Origin of the sequence: Streptomyces sp. NPDC050145, from assembly GCF_044460245.1 — a bacterium.
Lineage (GTDB): Bacteria > Actinomycetota > Actinomycetes > Streptomycetales > Streptomycetaceae > Streptomyces.
In genome coordinates, this window is sequence record NZ_JBITJS010000003.1 from 432,523 (window position 1) to 446,921 (window position 14,399).

Annotated in this window: 13 protein-coding genes; 6 read left to right on the forward strand and 7 right to left on the reverse strand. The window is 69.8% G+C overall.

The annotated features are described in order from the left end of the window. Positions 1–31: 31 nt before the first annotated feature. Positions 32–1,189, forward strand: a complete 1,158-nt coding sequence (locus tag ACIBTU_RS08645) for an acyl-CoA dehydrogenase family protein (protein WP_399125231.1) — start codon at positions 32–34, stop codon at positions 1,187–1,189. Between the two features lie 98 nt (positions 1,190–1,287). Further along, complete coding sequence (locus ACIBTU_RS08650) at positions 1,288–3,084, forward strand: acyl-CoA dehydrogenase (protein ID WP_399125232.1); 1,797 nt, start codon at positions 1,288–1,290, stop codon at positions 3,082–3,084. Positions 3,085–3,128: 44 nt separating this feature from the next. Here the strand turns inward: ACIBTU_RS08650 and ACIBTU_RS08655 are convergent, their stop codons facing one another. Then, positions 3,129–3,758: a TetR/AcrR family transcriptional regulator gene (locus ACIBTU_RS08655; protein WP_399125233.1), complete on the reverse strand. Its 630-nt coding sequence runs from the start codon at positions 3,756–3,758 to the stop codon at positions 3,129–3,131. 275 nt (positions 3,759–4,033) lie between these two features. Between ACIBTU_RS08655 and ACIBTU_RS08660 the strand changes: the two genes are divergently transcribed. From ACIBTU_RS08660 to ACIBTU_RS08675, 4 genes are read left to right on the forward strand one after another with little or no spacing between them, the layout of a single operon-like run. Continuing rightward, positions 4,034–4,993, forward strand: coding sequence for an alpha/beta hydrolase (locus ACIBTU_RS08660; protein ID WP_399125234.1), 960 nt, complete (start codon positions 4,034–4,036; stop codon positions 4,991–4,993). Then, entirely contained in the window at positions 4,986–6,569 is a 1,584-nt protein-coding gene (locus ACIBTU_RS08665) for a flavin-containing monooxygenase (protein ID WP_399125235.1), read from the forward strand. The genes ACIBTU_RS08660 and ACIBTU_RS08665 overlap by 8 nt, the downstream gene beginning before the upstream one ends. Continuing rightward, positions 6,566–7,348, forward strand: coding sequence for an SDR family NAD(P)-dependent oxidoreductase (locus ACIBTU_RS08670; RefSeq protein WP_399125236.1), 783 nt, complete (start codon positions 6,566–6,568; stop codon positions 7,346–7,348). The genes ACIBTU_RS08665 and ACIBTU_RS08670 overlap by 4 nt, the downstream gene beginning before the upstream one ends. A 36-nt stretch (positions 7,349–7,384) precedes the next feature. Continuing rightward, complete coding sequence (locus ACIBTU_RS08675; protein ID WP_399125237.1) at positions 7,385–8,551, forward strand: NAD(P)-dependent alcohol dehydrogenase; 1,167 nt, start codon at positions 7,385–7,387, stop codon at positions 8,549–8,551. Here ACIBTU_RS08675 and ACIBTU_RS08680 read toward each other — a convergent pair. The 6 genes from ACIBTU_RS08680 to ACIBTU_RS08705 form a co-directional block, all read right to left on the reverse strand. Beyond that, positions 8,461–9,495: a phosphotransferase family protein gene (locus tag ACIBTU_RS08680; RefSeq protein WP_399125238.1), complete on the reverse strand. Its 1,035-nt coding sequence runs from the start codon at positions 9,493–9,495 to the stop codon at positions 8,461–8,463. The two genes, ACIBTU_RS08675 and ACIBTU_RS08680, sit on opposite strands and share 91 nt — an antisense overlap. After that, complete coding sequence (locus ACIBTU_RS08685) at positions 9,495–9,944, reverse strand: MaoC family dehydratase (protein WP_399125239.1); 450 nt, start codon at positions 9,942–9,944, stop codon at positions 9,495–9,497. Before ACIBTU_RS08685 ends, ACIBTU_RS08680 begins: the two co-directional genes overlap by 1 nt. Next, positions 9,941–10,696 carry a 3-oxoacyl-ACP reductase FabG gene (gene fabG / locus ACIBTU_RS08690; RefSeq protein WP_399125240.1) on the reverse strand — a complete coding sequence of 252 codons (756 nt, stop codon included), beginning with the start codon at positions 10,694–10,696 and terminating at the stop codon, positions 9,941–9,943. The genes ACIBTU_RS08685 and fabG overlap by 4 nt, the downstream gene beginning before the upstream one ends. Positions 10,697–10,732: 36 nt before the next feature. Then, positions 10,733–11,488 (reverse strand): SDR family oxidoreductase, encoded by a 756-nt coding sequence (locus tag ACIBTU_RS08695; RefSeq protein ID WP_399125242.1) that lies wholly within the window; start codon positions 11,486–11,488, stop codon positions 10,733–10,735. Beyond that, positions 11,485–12,702 (reverse strand): acetyl-CoA C-acetyltransferase, encoded by a 1,218-nt coding sequence (locus tag ACIBTU_RS08700; protein WP_399125243.1) that lies wholly within the window; start codon positions 12,700–12,702, stop codon positions 11,485–11,487. Before ACIBTU_RS08700 ends, ACIBTU_RS08695 begins: the two co-directional genes overlap by 4 nt. 215 nt (positions 12,703–12,917) lie before the next feature. After that, positions 12,918–14,363 (reverse strand): MFS transporter, encoded by a 1,446-nt coding sequence (locus ACIBTU_RS08705; protein ID WP_399125244.1) that lies wholly within the window; start codon positions 14,361–14,363, stop codon positions 12,918–12,920. Between the last annotated feature and the right edge of the window lie 36 nt (positions 14,364–14,399).

Consider the following 14,399-nt stretch of genomic DNA (forward strand, 5'->3'; position numbering starts at 1 on the left):
GCCGCCCGATCCCTTGCCGAAGGAAACCCGCATGTTCCGCACCGTGTACGACGAAGACCACGAGTCCTTCCGCCAGACCCTCCGCTCCTTCATCGAGGCGGAGGTGCTGCCCGTCTACGACGAGTGGTACGAGGCGGGCCAGGTGCCCCGCGACTTCTATCGCCGACTGGGCGAGCTGGGCATCTTCGGCATCAGCGTGCCCGAGGAGTTCGGCGGCGCGGGCGTGGACACCCACAAGTTCGAAGCGGTGCTGACCGAGGAGACGGCCCGTGCCGGCGTCCTGTTCGGCTGCACCGGCGCACATGTGCTGCTCTCCCTGCCGTACATCAAGATGCTCGCCACCGACGAGCAGAAGAAGCGCTTCCTGCCGAAGTTCGTGACCGGCGAGGAGATGTGGGCGCTCGCGATGACCGAGCCGGGCACCGGTTCCGACGTCGCCGGGGTGCGGACCACCGCGAAGCTGTCCGAGGACGGCACCCACTACCTCCTCAACGGCGCCAAGACCTTCATCACCGGTGGCGTGCACGCCGACCGCGTCATCGTCTGCGCCCGGACCGCCCCGGCGCCCGAGGACGACCGCCGCCACGGACTCTCGCTCTTCGCCGTCGACACCAAGTCGGAGGGTTATTCGATCGGCCGCAAGCTCGACAAGCTGGGCCTGCGCACCTCCGACACGGCCGAGCTGGCGTTCGTCGATGTGAAGGTGCCGGTCGAGGATCTGCTGGGCGAGGAGCACCAGGGCTTCTCCTACCTCGGCCGGAACCTGCCCTCCGAGCGCTGGGGCATCGCGCACAGCGCCTACGCGCAGGCCGCCGCCGCGGTGCGCTTCGCGCAGGAGTACGTGGAGCAGCGCACCGTCTTCGGCAAGCCGGTCGCCTCCTTCCAGAACACCCGGTTCGAACTGGCCGCCTGCCGCGCGGAGGTGGACGCCGCGCAGGCCGTCACCGACCGAGCCCTGGAGGCCCTGGACGCGGGTGAGCTGACGCCGGACGAGGCCGCGAGCGTCAAGCTGTTCTGCACGGAGACGGCGGACCGGGTCATCGACCGCTGCCTGCAACTGCACGGAGGCTACGGCTACATCAACGAGTATCCGATCGCCCGCCTGTACGCGGACAGCCGGGTCAACCGCATCTACGGCGGCACCAGCGAGGTCATGAAGATGATCATCGCCAAGGCCATGGGGCTCTGACGCACTGCGTGCGTGTTCCCGTTGACCCGATCTGAGCGACCGCTTAGTATCCCGGCTCGCCGACCGTTCCGCCCGCCCTTCCGATCGGATGCCCGACCATGGACTCACTGATCCTCTCGCGCCGCGACCTCGACTTCCTGCTGTACGACTGGCTGGACGTCTCGGCGCTGACCCGACGCCCCCGTTATGCCGACCACGACCGGGACACCTTCGACGCGGTCCTGGATCTCAGCGAGGCCATCGCCACCCGGCACTTCGCCCCGCACAACAAGAAGAGCGACGCCGAGGAGCCCCGCTTCGACGGCGAGCGCGTGCACGTCATCCCGGAGGTCAAGGAGGCCCTGAAGGTCTTCGCGGACTCCGGACTGATCGGCGCCGCCATGGACTACGACATCGGCGGACAGCAGCTGCCCGCCGTGGTCGCCAATGCCTGCACGGCCTGGTTCCAGGCGGCCAACGTCGGCACCTCCGCGTACCCGTTCCTCACCGTCGGCAACGCCAACCTGCTTCAGGCGCACGGCAGCAAGGAGCAGATCGACACCTTCGTGCGGCCCATGGTCGAGGGCCGCTTCTTCGGGACCATGTGCCTCTCGGAGCCCCAAGCCGGCTCCTCACTGGCCGACATCACGACCCGCGCGGTGCCGCAGGACGACGGGACGTACCGCGTCTCCGGCACCAAGATGTGGATCTCCGGCGGCGACCACGAGCTGAGCGAGAACATCGTCCATCTGGTGCTGGCGAAGATCCCCGGCGGCCCGGCGGGCGTCAAGGGCATCTCGCTGTTCATCGTGCCCAAGTTCCTCGTCGGACCGGACGGCAGCCTCGGGGAGCGCAACGACGTGGTGCTCGCCGGCCTCAACCACAAGATGGGCTATCGCGGCACCACGAACACCCTGCTCAACTTCGGCGAGGGCAGGCACACCCCGGGCGGCGCGCCCGGCGCCGTGGGATACCTGGTGGGCGAGCCGCACCAGGGGCTCGCGTACATGTTCCACATGATGAACGAGGCCCGCATCGGCGTCGGCCAGGGCGCCGCCGCGCTCGGCTACACCGGCTATCTGCACGCCCTCGACTACGCCCGCACGCGTCCCCAGGGCCGACCGCTGACGGACAAGGACCCCGGTGCCCCGCAGGTGCCGATCATCGAACACTCCGACGTGCGACGGATGTTGCTCGCGCAGAAGAGCTACGCGGAAGGCGCCCTGGCCCTCGTCCTCTACTGCAGCCGGCTCCTCGACGACGAGCGCACCGCCGAGAGGGAGTCCGTGCGTGCCCGAGCCCGGTTGCTGCTCGACGTCCTGACGCCGATCGCCAAGAGCTGGCCGTCGCAGTGGTGCCTGGCCGCCAACGACCTCGCCATCCAGGTGCACGGCGGCTACGGCTACACCCGCGAGTACAACGTCGAGCAGTTCTACCGCGACAACCGGCTCAACCCCATCCACGAGGGCACCCACGGGGTCCACGGCCTCGACCTGCTCGGCCGCAAGGTCGTCATGGGCGGCGGAGCCGGGTTGAGGCTGCTCCTGGACACGCTCGCGGCGACGGCCGCCCGGGCCGCGGCCGCCGGCGGCGAAGCGGCCGAAATGGGCGCACGGCTGGAAGCGGCGGCGGCCCGCGTCGAGCGGACGACCGCCACGCTGTGGTCGACGGCCGACCCCGAGACCGCCCTGGCCAACGCCTCCGTCTACCTGGAGGCCGTCGGCCACGTGGTGCTGGCCTGGATCTGGCTGGAGCAGTTCCTCGCGCTCGGAGACGCCACGGACGACTTCCGCGCGGGCAAGAGGCAGGCGGCCCGGTACTTCTACCGCTGGGAACTGCCGCGCACGGGACCGCAGTTCGACCTGCTCGACAGCCTGGACGGGACGACCCGGCACTGCGCCCCCGAGTGGTTCTGATCCACCCGCCGGCTCCGTGAGGGGTGCGGGAGCGGGCCGCCGCCTCAGTCGCCGGCCTGTCCCGGCCCCCTCACGAGCAGTTTCATCGACTCCTTCATCGCCTCGCCCGCGGCGTCCAGCGACCCCCCGGTCCGCAGCACACGATCGGTCAGCTCCGACAGGCCCCCGACCAGGATGACGGCCTTTTCCCAGGACAGCGGCTGCACGCCCGCGCGGCGCATCATCGGCCCCCGCGACAGCTCCATGTAGAACGCGGCGTAGAACTCGATGTCCTTCTCGAACAGTGCGAAGTACTGCCTGCCGAGCGCAGGCAGCTCCCGCGGGATGGCCGCCGACAGCGCGGGGTCGTGCGCGATCGCGGCGAGGAAGGAATCCACTGCCGTGTCGATCTGCGCGTCCCAGGAGGCGCTGCGGTCGACCGCCGTGACCACGGCCTGGCGCAGCCCGTCGGCCCACGCGTCGGCCAGTTCCGCGAGGCAGGCCTCCTTGTCGGCGAAGCACTCGTAGAACGTCCGCTTCGACGTGCGCGCGTTGCGGACGATGTCGGAGACCTTGGTGTTCTGCACGCCCTTCTCGCGGATCGCCTCCGCCAGGCCGTCGAGCAAGCGCTGACGGCGGGCCTCGAGACCCTCGGACGTGGGGGGTTGCTGCGCGGACTGCTGCTGCTCGCTCATGTCGATTCGGTCGTTCCCGATCATTGACGGCGTTGCGGTACTCGTGGTTACCATACCGTGCAAAGTTTGGTACCCACGGGTACCACGATGGTGCGGACACCAGCACCACGATCTCGAGGGCCCCTGTCGAACCCGCACCCAGAGGCGGCCGAGTCGCGCCCCGTCACGCCTTTCGTGCCGCCGCGCGCCCTCGGGGCGAAGCCTCTTCATCAACGGCCATGACCACGACGTGCACTCCGTGGGGCCTTGTGCGACGCGAACGAGGAGAAGATGCCATGCCGTTGGAACCATCGTCCCTAGCTCTCCTGGCGGAACTCGCCGAGGCCGGAGGTCCGGCTCTGCACGAGTCGACACCCGCGATCGCCCGGCTCGGCGACATGATCGCCGCCGGCCTGAGTGGGGCCGGACCGGAGGTGGACTCGGTCCGGAACCTCGAACTGGACGGCAAGGGAGGTACGTTCCGCACCCGCGTGCTGCGGCCGTCCGACCCGCCGCAGGCGATCATTGTCTACTTCCACGGCGGCGGATGGGTGCTGGGCGACATCGACCTCCAGTACGACCACGTCGGGCGCCGCCTGGCCAACGAGACCCGCTCGACCGTCGTGCTCGTCAACTACCGCAAGGCGCCCGAGTATCCGTTCCCCACGGCGCTGGAGGACAGCTACACCGCGCTGTGCTGGGTCGCCGACCACGCTACGGAGCTCGCGCCCGAGGGCGTGCCGCTGATCGTCGCGGGCGACAGCGCCGGCGGCAACATCGCCGCCGTGATGACCCATTGGGCCCGGGACAAGGCCGGGCCGCGCATCGACCAGCAGGTGCTTGTCTATCCGGTCACCGACTGCGCCACCGACACCGAGTCCTACCTCGCGCCCGAGAACCAGCTGATGCTCGACCGGGACAGCATGCTCTGGTTCTGGGGCCACTACCTCCCGGACGAGGCCGCGCGCACCCACCCCGACGCGTCTCCACTGCGCGCCGAGAGCCTGGCAGGCCTCCCACCGGCCCTGGTCTACGTCGCCGAGTACGACCCCTTGCGCGACGAGGGAGTCGCCTACGCACATGCCCTGCGCGCGTCCGGGGTGCCGGTCACGCTCCGCGAGGCCGAGGGGCAGATGCACGCCTTCTTCCAGATGGCCGGCGTGCTGCCCGGCCACGAGGAGGGCCTGCGGCTCGTGGCCGACCACATCAACGACTTCGCTTCTTCCTACGACAGCAAGGAGATCCGCCGTGTCTGACCACGACGTGCTCGTCATCGGCGCCGGATTCTCCGGCCTGTACCAACTGCACAGCCTGCGCGCGCTGGGCTTCGACACGCACGTCGTCGAGGCGGGCGACGACGTCGGCGGCACCTGGTACTGGAACCGCTACCCCGGCGCCCGCTGCGACATCGAGTCGATCGAGTACTCCTACTCCTTCGACGCCGATCTGGAACAGGAGTGGAACTGGAGCGAGCGCTACGCCGCACAGCCGGAACTGCTGTCCTACGCACGCCACGTCGCCGACCGGTACGACCTGCGCAAGGACATCACCTTCGGCACCCGCGTCGAGAAGCTGGAATGGGACGAAGCCGCCACGCACTGGCGGGTGTCCACCGACGACGGCTCCTCGCGGACGGCCCGCCACGTGATCGCCGCCACGGGGTGTCTCTCCAAGCCCTCCCGGCCCGACTTCGCCGGGCTCGACGACTTCCGCGGCGAGATCTTCTGGACGTCGAGCTGGCCTCATGAGGGCGTCGGCCTGGCAGGCAAGCGGGTCGCGGTGGTCGGTACCGGCTCCTCGGGGCTGCAGACCATCACCGCCATCGCGCCCGTCGTCGGGGAGCTGACCGTTTTCCAGCGCACGCCCTGCTTCGCCGTGCCGGCGCACAACGGGCCGATCACCGAGCGCCTGGCCGCGGCCAAGCAGCGCTATCCGGAGATCCGGCAGCACAACCGCACCTCGCCCGACGGGTTCCAGTGCAACGGCGGATCCGCGTCCCTGCTGGACACCGAACCCGGCACCGTACAGAAGGAGTTCGACAAGCGCTGGGCCGAAGGAGGCCTCTGTTTCGACCGCTCCTTCCCGGACATCCTGACCGACATCCGGGCCAACGAGGTCGCGGCCGAGTACGTACGGAGCCGGATCCGGGCCAAGGTCCATGACCAGGAGGTGGCCGAGAAGCTGTCACCGCGCAGCTACCCGATCGCCACCAAGCGCATGTGCGTCGACACCGGCTATTACGAGGTCTACAACCAGAGCAACGTGTCGCTGATCGACATCAACGAACAGCCCATCCACCGCTTCACCGAGCACGGCATCCTGGCCGGCGAGACCCTGCACGAGTTCGACGTGATCGTGCTCGCGACCGGCTTCGACGCGATGACCGGCGCCCTCGACGCCATGGAGATCCGCAACGGCGACCGGACCTTGAAGGACAAGTGGGCGCACGGGCCGCGCACCTATCTCGGCCTGATGTCGGCCGGCTTCCCGAACCTCTTCACCGTCTGCGGCCCGCAGAGCCCGTCGGTGCTCTCCAACATGCTCACCTCCATCGAGTACCACGTCGAATGGATCAAGGCGGCGCTACGGCACCTCCGCGATCGCGGCCTGAGCCGTATGGAGGCGGTGCCGGAGAACGAGGACAACTGGGTCGCCGCCACGAACGACCTGGCCGATCTGACCCTCATGCCCCGCGCCGCGTCGTGGTACATGGGCGCCAACATCCCCGGCAAGCAACGTGTCTTCATGCCGTTCGCCGGCGGTGTCGGCCTCTACCGGCAGATCGCGGACGGCGTCGCCGTGGCGCGCTACCACGGATTCGAGCTGGCATGAGCGACCACCTGAACGCACCCGAGCTCGCGAAGGAGTTCACGGGCAGGACCGCGCTCGTCACCGGCGCCGCCTCCGGGATCGGTCTGGCGGTGGCCGAGCGGTTGGCGGCGGGCGGCGCCGCCGTGGTCCTCGCCGACCACAACGCCGAGGGGGCCCGCGCCGCCGCCGACAAGCTGGTCGCCGACGGCGCCCGGGCTGCCGCGACTCCGCGTGTCGATGTCACCGATCCGACGAGTGTCGAATCGGCGGTGAGCTTCACGGTCGACACCTTCGGCAGCCTCGATCTGGCGGTGAACAACGCCGGTATCGCCGGGCCCACGCAGCCCACCGGCGAACACGACATCGACGCGTGGAACGAGGTGATCGCCACCAACCTCAGCGGCGTCTTCCACTGTCTGCGCCACGAGCTGCCCGTCATGGTCGCCCAGGGCACGGGAGCGATCGTCAATGTCGCGTCGATCCTGGGCACCAACGGGTTCGTCGGCTCGCCCGCCTACGTGGCCGCCAAGCACGGCGTCGTCGGACTGACCAAGACGGCCGCCCTGGAGTACGCGACGCAGGGCGTCCGGATCAACGCGGTCGGGCCGGGATTCATCGACACGCCGTTGCTGGCCGATGCCTCCGACGCTGAGCGCGACCAGTTGGTCGCGCTCCACCCGCAGGGACGCTTCGGATCGTCCCGGGAAGTCGCTGAGCTGATCGTCTTCCTGCTCTCGGACCGCGCCTCATTCATCCAAGGCAGCTACCACCTTGTCGATGGCGGCTACTCGGCCCAGTAGCGCCGACGTTCCCGCCGGCAGAAGGAGATACCGCTCATGAAGGCTCTGCAATATCGGGCGATCGGCGCCTCTCCCGAGGTCGTCACGGTGCCTGACCCCGAGCCCGGCCCGGGACAGGTGCTGCTGAAAGTGACCGCGGCAGGCGTCTGCCACTCCGATCTCGCGGTGATGTCCGACCCGGATGTGCCGACCGAGTTGCTCCCGTTGACGCTCGGCCACGAGGGCGCCGGCACCGTGGCCGCGCTCGGTGAGGGTGTCACGGGTCTCGGCATCGGAGACCCGGTGGTGATGTACGGCGCCTGGGGGTGTGGGGCGTGCCCGGCCTGCACCGTCGGAAAGGAGAACTACTGCCCGCACGCGAGGGATCTCGGCATCCATCCACCGGGTCTCGGCGCCCCGGGTGCCCTAGCCGAGTACGTGATCGTCGATGATCCGCGCCACCTGGTCCTGTTGGACGGCCTGGACCCGGTGACCTCGGTGCCGCTCACCGACGCCGGACTGACGCCCTATCACGCCATCAAGAAGTCGCTGCCGAAGTTGGTCCCTGGGACGACCGCCGTGGTCATAGGTGTGGGCGGGCTGGGTCACCTGGGCATCCAGTTGTTGCGTGCGCTCACGTGTGCGCGCGTGATCGCGCTCGATGTCGGAGAGGACAAGCTCGAGCTGGCGCGGTCCGTCGGCGCCCACGAGACGGTGATCTCCGATGAGCACGCTGCCGGCCGCGTGCGGGAGTCGACCGGCGGGCGCGGCGCCACCGCCGTCTTCGACTTCGTCGGCGCACCCCCGACCGTGGCCACCGCCGGGGCCTGCGTGGCGATCGAGGGAGATGTCACCATCGTCGGTCTCGGCGGGGGCACCCTGCCGGTCGGGTTCGAAGCGGTGCCGTACGGGGTGAACGTGATGTCGCCGTACTGGGGCAGCCGTGGCGAACTCGTCGAAGTACTGGATCTCGCCCGAGCAGGCTCGATCGAGGTGCACGTCGAGACGTACTCGCTCGACGAGGCGCCGCTGGTCTATGAGCGTCTGCACGCGGGAAAGATCAGCGGACGGGCGGTGATTCTCCCCAACGGCACTGCTGCAGCCCTGGGTTCTGGTGTCGAGGGTGAAGTCCGTCAGCGGCACTCCTTCAGCGCACCGAGCCCGGTGTCGAGCAGCGGCTCCACGGCGGCACCGACCAGCTCGAAGCCGGCGCCGACAGTCTGACCGCGCAGGTGGCGGTGGTGGATGCCCTCGGAGACGGCGGCCAGCTTGAACGCCGCCAGCCCGAGATAGAACCCGAAACGGGACAGGTCGCGCCGGCTTCGGGCGGCGTACCGGTCGACGATCTCGTCCTCGGTGAGAAATCCCGGTGCCGAGGACGCGTCCGGGGCCACGGCACTCTCGCCGAGCAGCGTGCCGAGCCGCTGGTAGAGCACCAGCAGCGCCACGTCGGTCAGCGGATCGCCCAAGGCGGCCATCTCCCAGTCGATGACCGCGGCAGGCCGGTCCAGTTCGTCCGTCAGCACGTTGTCGAGCCGGTAGTCGCCGTGCACGATGCCGGGTGCGGACTGAGGGGGCACGCCTGCGGCGAGCCGGTCGTACAGCTCGTCCGCGGCAGGCAGGTCTCGGCAGTACGAGGCATCCAACTGGGTTTTCCAGCGCCGGAGTTGGCGGGGGAGGAATCCCTCGGGGCGGCCGAAGTCGGCGAGTCCGACCGCGGCGGGTTCGACCTCGTGCAGTGCGGCCAGGGTGTCGACAAGTCCGGTCGAGATCACCCGGGTGCGCACCGGGCCGAGCCGCGCCAGCTCGAAGGCGCTGCGGTACGGCGTACCGGTGATGCGCTCCATCACGTAGAACGGGGCGCCCAGCACCCCGCCGTCGGAGCACAGAGCGTGCGTCCTGGGGACCGGCACCGCGGTGTCCCGCAAAGCAGACATCACCCGGAACTCGCGGGCCATGTCGTGGGCCGTCGCGAGGACGTGACCCAGCGGGGGCCGGCGGACGATCCACGTCGAGATCCCGTCGGTGACCTCGTACGTGAGATTGGACCTGCCGCCGGCGAGCAGCCGGGCGGTGAGGTCCTGCCCGGCCCCCGGCACCGCCTCGGCCAGCCACCGGCCGAGGCGGGGCAGATCCAGGCCCGGCAGGTCGTGCTGTGTCGTCGGCATCAGGCCACCACGCTCAGCGTCTCGGCCACGCAGGCGGGCCTGCTCGCGCCCTGGCGCTCGACGGTGACCCGCGTCGTGACGCGGTAGCCACCGCCGCCGGGCTCCACCGACACGAGCTCGACCCCGGCGCGCACCTTGGAGTCGACCGGTACGGGAGAGATGAAACGAACCTTGTTCGCACCGTAGTTGACGCCCATCGAGACGCCCTCGACCTCGTAGACCTGCCAGGCCAGCATCGGCACGAGTGACAACGTCAGATAGCCGTGCGCGATGGTGCTGCCGAAGGGCCCGGCCGCCGCCCGCTCCACGTCGACGTGGATCCACTGGTGGTCGCCGGTGGCGTCGGCGAAGGTGTCGATCTGCTGCTGGGTGACGGTGTGCCAGTCCGAGTGCCCGAGGTGGGTGCCGACCGCCTTCTCCAACTCCGCGATGCTCTTGAACACCTTCATCCCTGCGGCCCTCCGGCGACGTAGAGCACCTGGCCGGAGACGAATCCGGCGCCCTCGCCGGCGAAGAACGACACGGCGTTGGCGATGTCCTCGGGCAGGCCGCTGCGCGCCACCGGGATCTGCGCGGTCACGGCCTTCCTGAAGTCGTCGAACGACACCCCCATCCGCTCCGCGGTGGCGGCGGTCATCTCCGTCTCGATGAACCCGGGTGCGATCGCGTTGGCGGTCACGCCGAACTTCCCCAGCTCCAGCGCGAGCGTCTTGGTGAAGCCCTGCAGCCCGGCCTTGGCGGCGGCGTAGTTGGCCTGGCCCTTGTTGCCGAGAGCCGACGTGCTGGAGAGGTTCACGATGCGGCCCCAGCCGGCCTGGGTCATGTAGCCCTGCACCGCGCGGGACATCAGGAACGAGCCGCGCAGGTGCACGTTCATCACCGCGTCCCAGTCGGCGACGCTCATCTTGAACAGCATGTTGTCGCGGATGATCCCGGCGTTGTTGACGAGCACGGTCGGTTCGCCCAGTTCTTCGGCGATCCGCTGCACGGCTGCCTGTACGCCCGGCTCGTCGCTCACGTCGACGCCGACCGCGAGCGCCCGGCCTCCGGCGGCCTCGATCCGCTCGACGACCGGCTTGCAGGCGCTCTCTTCGAGGTCGAGGACCGCTACGGCGAGGCCGTCGGCGGCGAGCCGTTGGGCGACACCGGCCCCGATGCCTCGGGCCGCGCCGGTGACGACGGCGGTACGGGTGGTGGTCATCAGTTTCGCTCCTGTCGAAAGAGGGGTGGGGCGCCGTCAGCCGGCGCCGGTGAGGGTCACGCCGCCGTCGACGACCAGGACCTGCCCGGTGATCCAGGCGGCGTCGTCGGAGAGCAGGAATGCCACGGCGCCGCCGATGTCGTCCGGGACGCCGAGCCGCTTGAGCGGGTAGGCCGCGGCGGCCTCGTCCTCGCGGCCGTCGTAGAGCGCGGTGGCGAACTTCGTTTTGACCACGGCCGGGGCCACCGCGTTGACCCGGATGTCCGGGCCGAGCTCGACGGCGAGTTCCTCGGTGAGGTGGGTGAGCATCGCCTTGCTGGCGCCGTACAGGCCGATGCCGGGCGCGGGCCGGATGGCGGCGACCGAGGAGACGTTGACGACGGCGCCGCCGTGCGCGGACATCCACGCCTGGTGCACCGCTTGCGTCCACGACAGCGCGGCGAGGCAGTTGACTTCGACGATCTTGCGGGCGGCCTCGAGGTCCAGCTTCATGAGCGGGCCGTACACCGGGTTGATGCCGGTGTTGTTGACGAGCAGATCGGCGCTGCCGAACGAGTCGACCGCGCGCTCGACGACCTCGGTCTGGTGGTCGAGGTCGGCCGTGTGCCCGGCCACGCCGATCGCGTGCTCCGGCCCGCCGAGCCGCGCGACCGCCTCGTCGAGCGCCTCCTGCTTGCGAGCGGTGATGACGACCTTCGCGCCTTCGGACACCAGCCGCTCGGCGATAGCGAGCCCGATCCCGCGGCTGGCCCCTGTCAGGATCGCCGTCCTGCCGTCGAAGCGCCGGGTCACGACAGCCGCTCCAGCACCATGGCCATGCCCTGACCGCCGCCGACGCACATGGTCTCCAGGCCGAACTGCTTGTCGTGGTACCGGAGGGAGTTGATCAGGGTGCTGGTGATGCGGGCGCCGGTCATGCCGAACGGGTGGCCGACGGCGATCGCGCCGCCGTTCACGTTGAGCCGGTCGAAGTCGATGCTCAGCTCCCGGGCCGAGGGGATCACCTGGGCGGCGAACGCCTCGTTGATCTCCACCAGGTCGATGTCGCCGATGGTCAGCCCGGCCCGGCGCAGCGCCTGCCGGGAGGCCTCGATCGGTCCGAGTCCCATGATCTCCGGGGACAGACCGGTGACCCCGGTGCTGACGATGCGCGCCAGGGGCGTGATGCCGAGCTGCTTCGCCTTCGTGTCGGACATGATCACGAGTGCAGCGGCGCCGTCGTTGAGGGAGCAGCAGTTGCCGGCGGTCACGGTGCCGTCGGGGCGGAAGACCGGCTTGAGCGCGGAGACCGCCTCCAGGGTGACGCCGGGGCGCGGGCCGTCGTCATGGGTGACCTGACTGCCGTCGGGCAGCGTCACCGGGGTGATGTCACGCGCCCAGAAGCCGTCGGCGATGGCCCGCTCCGCCAGGTTCTGCGAACGCACGGCGAAGGCGTCCTGGTCCGCCCGGGTCACCCCCATGGACTGCGCGACGTTCTCGGCGGTCTGTCCCATGGCGATGTAGGCGTCGGGCAGGGAGCCCTCGACGCGCGGGTCGACCCAGGTGCCTCCGTCGGCGGCGAGCTTCTCCGTACGGGCCTGCGCTTCGGCGAAGACCGGGTTCTCGGTGTCCGGCAGACCGTCCGCGCTGCCCTTGACGAACCTGCTGACGGTTTCGACCCCGGCGGAGATGAAGACGTCGCCCTCACCGGCCTTGATGGCGTGCAGGGCCATCCGGGTGCTCTGCAGGCTGGACGAGCAGTAGCGGTTGACGGTGGTTCCGGGAACCGAGTCCAGACCGGCCAGTACCGCGACGATCCGGGCCATGTTGAAGCCGGACTCGCCACCTGGCTGTCCGCACCCCAGGACCAGGTCGTCGATCTCGGCGGGGACGAGTTGCGGCACCTGTGCCAGTGCCGCCCGCACCATCTGCACGGTCAGATCGTCCGGACGCATCTCCCGGAGCGAGCCCTTGCCGGCCCGGCCGATGGGCGAGCGGGCGGTGGCGACGATGACGGCCTCGGGCATGAGCACTCCCTGAATGACTAAGCGCTTGCTTGTGGTGGGGGGAACGTACGTGAGAGCGGACGGCGCGACCGGGGCGTGGCGGGAACCTTGCCCGCCTGGGGGATGGCTGTGTCCCCATCCGCCGTGGGGAAGAAGAGGCGGAGGGGGCCGGCCCCGGTGGCCGACCCCCTTCGCATCACCGACGGCCGGCAGGGAAGCTCCCGGCGGGCGACTCGCTACGCGGCCGCGGACTCGGCCGTCAGCTCGCCGCGATGACGAAGCCGGGAGATGAGCGTGACGACCAGGACGAGCAGCGCGAGCCCGACGGTGACCTCGTAGCCGGCCGTGTAGAGGTATTCCTTCGGCAAGCCGATCTTGGGGATGGTGTCGAGGGTGAGCAGCGTGGTGACCACCGCAGATCCGAGCGCGAAGCCGATGGCCATGGTGGTGCCCGCCATGCCGGCGGCCATCCCGGCCTTGTCCTCGGGGACGACCAACTGCGGCACGGCGAACGCGCCGCTGTACCCGATGCGGCTGCCGAGGCCGACGAAGGCCGCGCCGACGAGGTACTGCCACTTCTGCTCGTGGGCGAAGACGAGCCAGCCGAGTCCGACGATGGAGACCGCTGTGCCGATGACGAGGACGGTCGCCGGACGACCCTTCTGGACGGCCTTCTCGGCGGCCTTGCCACCGACGAACATCATCAGCGCGAAGGGCAGCATGAGCAGGCCCGTGCCGAGAGCGTCGACGCCCAGTCCGTAGCCGACCTCCGCGGGGGTCTCGGCGTAGTAGGCCACCAGCAGCAGGAACGCGGCGTCGATGGCGCCGAACATCCCTGCGGCGAAGCACGCCGGTGAGACCAAGGGCTTCTTCAACAGCTTGATGTCGAAGACCGCCGTGGCGGAACCGCGCTGGACCAGGGCCCACAGAACGCCGCCGACGACCCCCGCGCCCAGGACCGCGACGATCGCCGTGTCGCTCCAGGTGAGGCCCTGGGTCAGGGCGAGCAGGACGGCGGTGACCCAGGCGATGAGCCACACGGTTCCGAGGATGCCGATACGTCCGGACGACGTCGGGCGGGACGAGGGGACGATGAGGAGCAGGGCCACGGTGGTCGCCGCGAACGCCGCCGCCAGGATGTAGAAGAAGCTCGTGAGCGAGAGGTACTTCACCGTCAGCCCGCCGCCGACCATGCCGAGGACCGTTCCGGAGCCCGTGGCCATGATCAGCACGCTGACCGCCGTCGCCACCGCGCCGTCGGCGAGGTGCCGGCGCAGGAAGCTGAGCGGCAGCAGCTGCGCGGCGCCGCCGAACCCGAGGAGCACGGACCCGGCCAGAAGCGTCGGGTAGGAGTCGCCGACGGCCGGCACGAGCGCACCCGTGATCAGGAAGCCACCGGACAACAGCGACGTGGTGCGGTCGTCCAGCACGTCGGTGAGCCGTGGAAGCAGGACGAAGCCCGCTCCGCCGCCCAGGGTGAGAGCCGTGAAGATCCAGGCCGACGCCGCCACCCCCAGGCCGAACTGCGCCTGCATCAGCGGCAGCAGCGGCGGCATCATGAAGGCGACCGCGTTGGTCACGGTGGCCAGGACCGCCGCGACGGCGATCAACGCGCCACGACGGGGCGTGGCGCCGGGTGGAGCTGCTCTGGGTATGTCAACCGACTCGGTGAATTCAGTCATGCCCGTCTCCCATGGTCGATCGCCGCATCTGCGGAC

Coding starts and splice junctions, on each gene's coding strand:
- ACIBTU_RS08645 (WP_399125231.1), top strand. CDS start 32: ATGTTCCGCACCGTGTACGACGAAGACCACGAGTCCTTCCGCCAGACC.
- ACIBTU_RS08650 (WP_399125232.1), top strand. CDS start 1,288: ATGGACTCACTGATCCTCTCGCGCCGCGACCTCGACTTCCTGCTGTAC.
- ACIBTU_RS08655 (WP_399125233.1), bottom strand. CDS start 3,758: ATGAGCGAGCAGCAGCAGTCCGCGCAGCAACCCCCCACGTCCGAGGGT.
- ACIBTU_RS08660 (WP_399125234.1), top strand. CDS start 4,034: ATGCCGTTGGAACCATCGTCCCTAGCTCTCCTGGCGGAACTCGCCGAG.
- ACIBTU_RS08670 (WP_399125236.1), top strand. CDS start 6,566: ATGAGCGACCACCTGAACGCACCCGAGCTCGCGAAGGAGTTCACGGGC.
- ACIBTU_RS08675 (WP_399125237.1), top strand. CDS start 7,385: ATGAAGGCTCTGCAATATCGGGCGATCGGCGCCTCTCCCGAGGTCGTC.
- ACIBTU_RS08680 (WP_399125238.1), bottom strand. CDS start 9,495: ATGCCGACGACACAGCACGACCTGCCGGGCCTGGATCTGCCCCGCCTC.
- ACIBTU_RS08685 (WP_399125239.1), bottom strand. CDS start 9,944: ATGAAGGTGTTCAAGAGCATCGCGGAGTTGGAGAAGGCGGTCGGCACC.
- fabG (WP_399125240.1), bottom strand. CDS start 10,696: ATGACCACCACCCGTACCGCCGTCGTCACCGGCGCGGCCCGAGGCATC.
- ACIBTU_RS08700 (WP_399125243.1), bottom strand. CDS start 12,702: ATGCCCGAGGCCGTCATCGTCGCCACCGCCCGCTCGCCCATCGGCCGG.
- ACIBTU_RS08705 (WP_399125244.1), bottom strand. CDS start 14,363: ATGACTGAATTCACCGAGTCGGTTGACATACCCAGAGCAGCTCCACCC.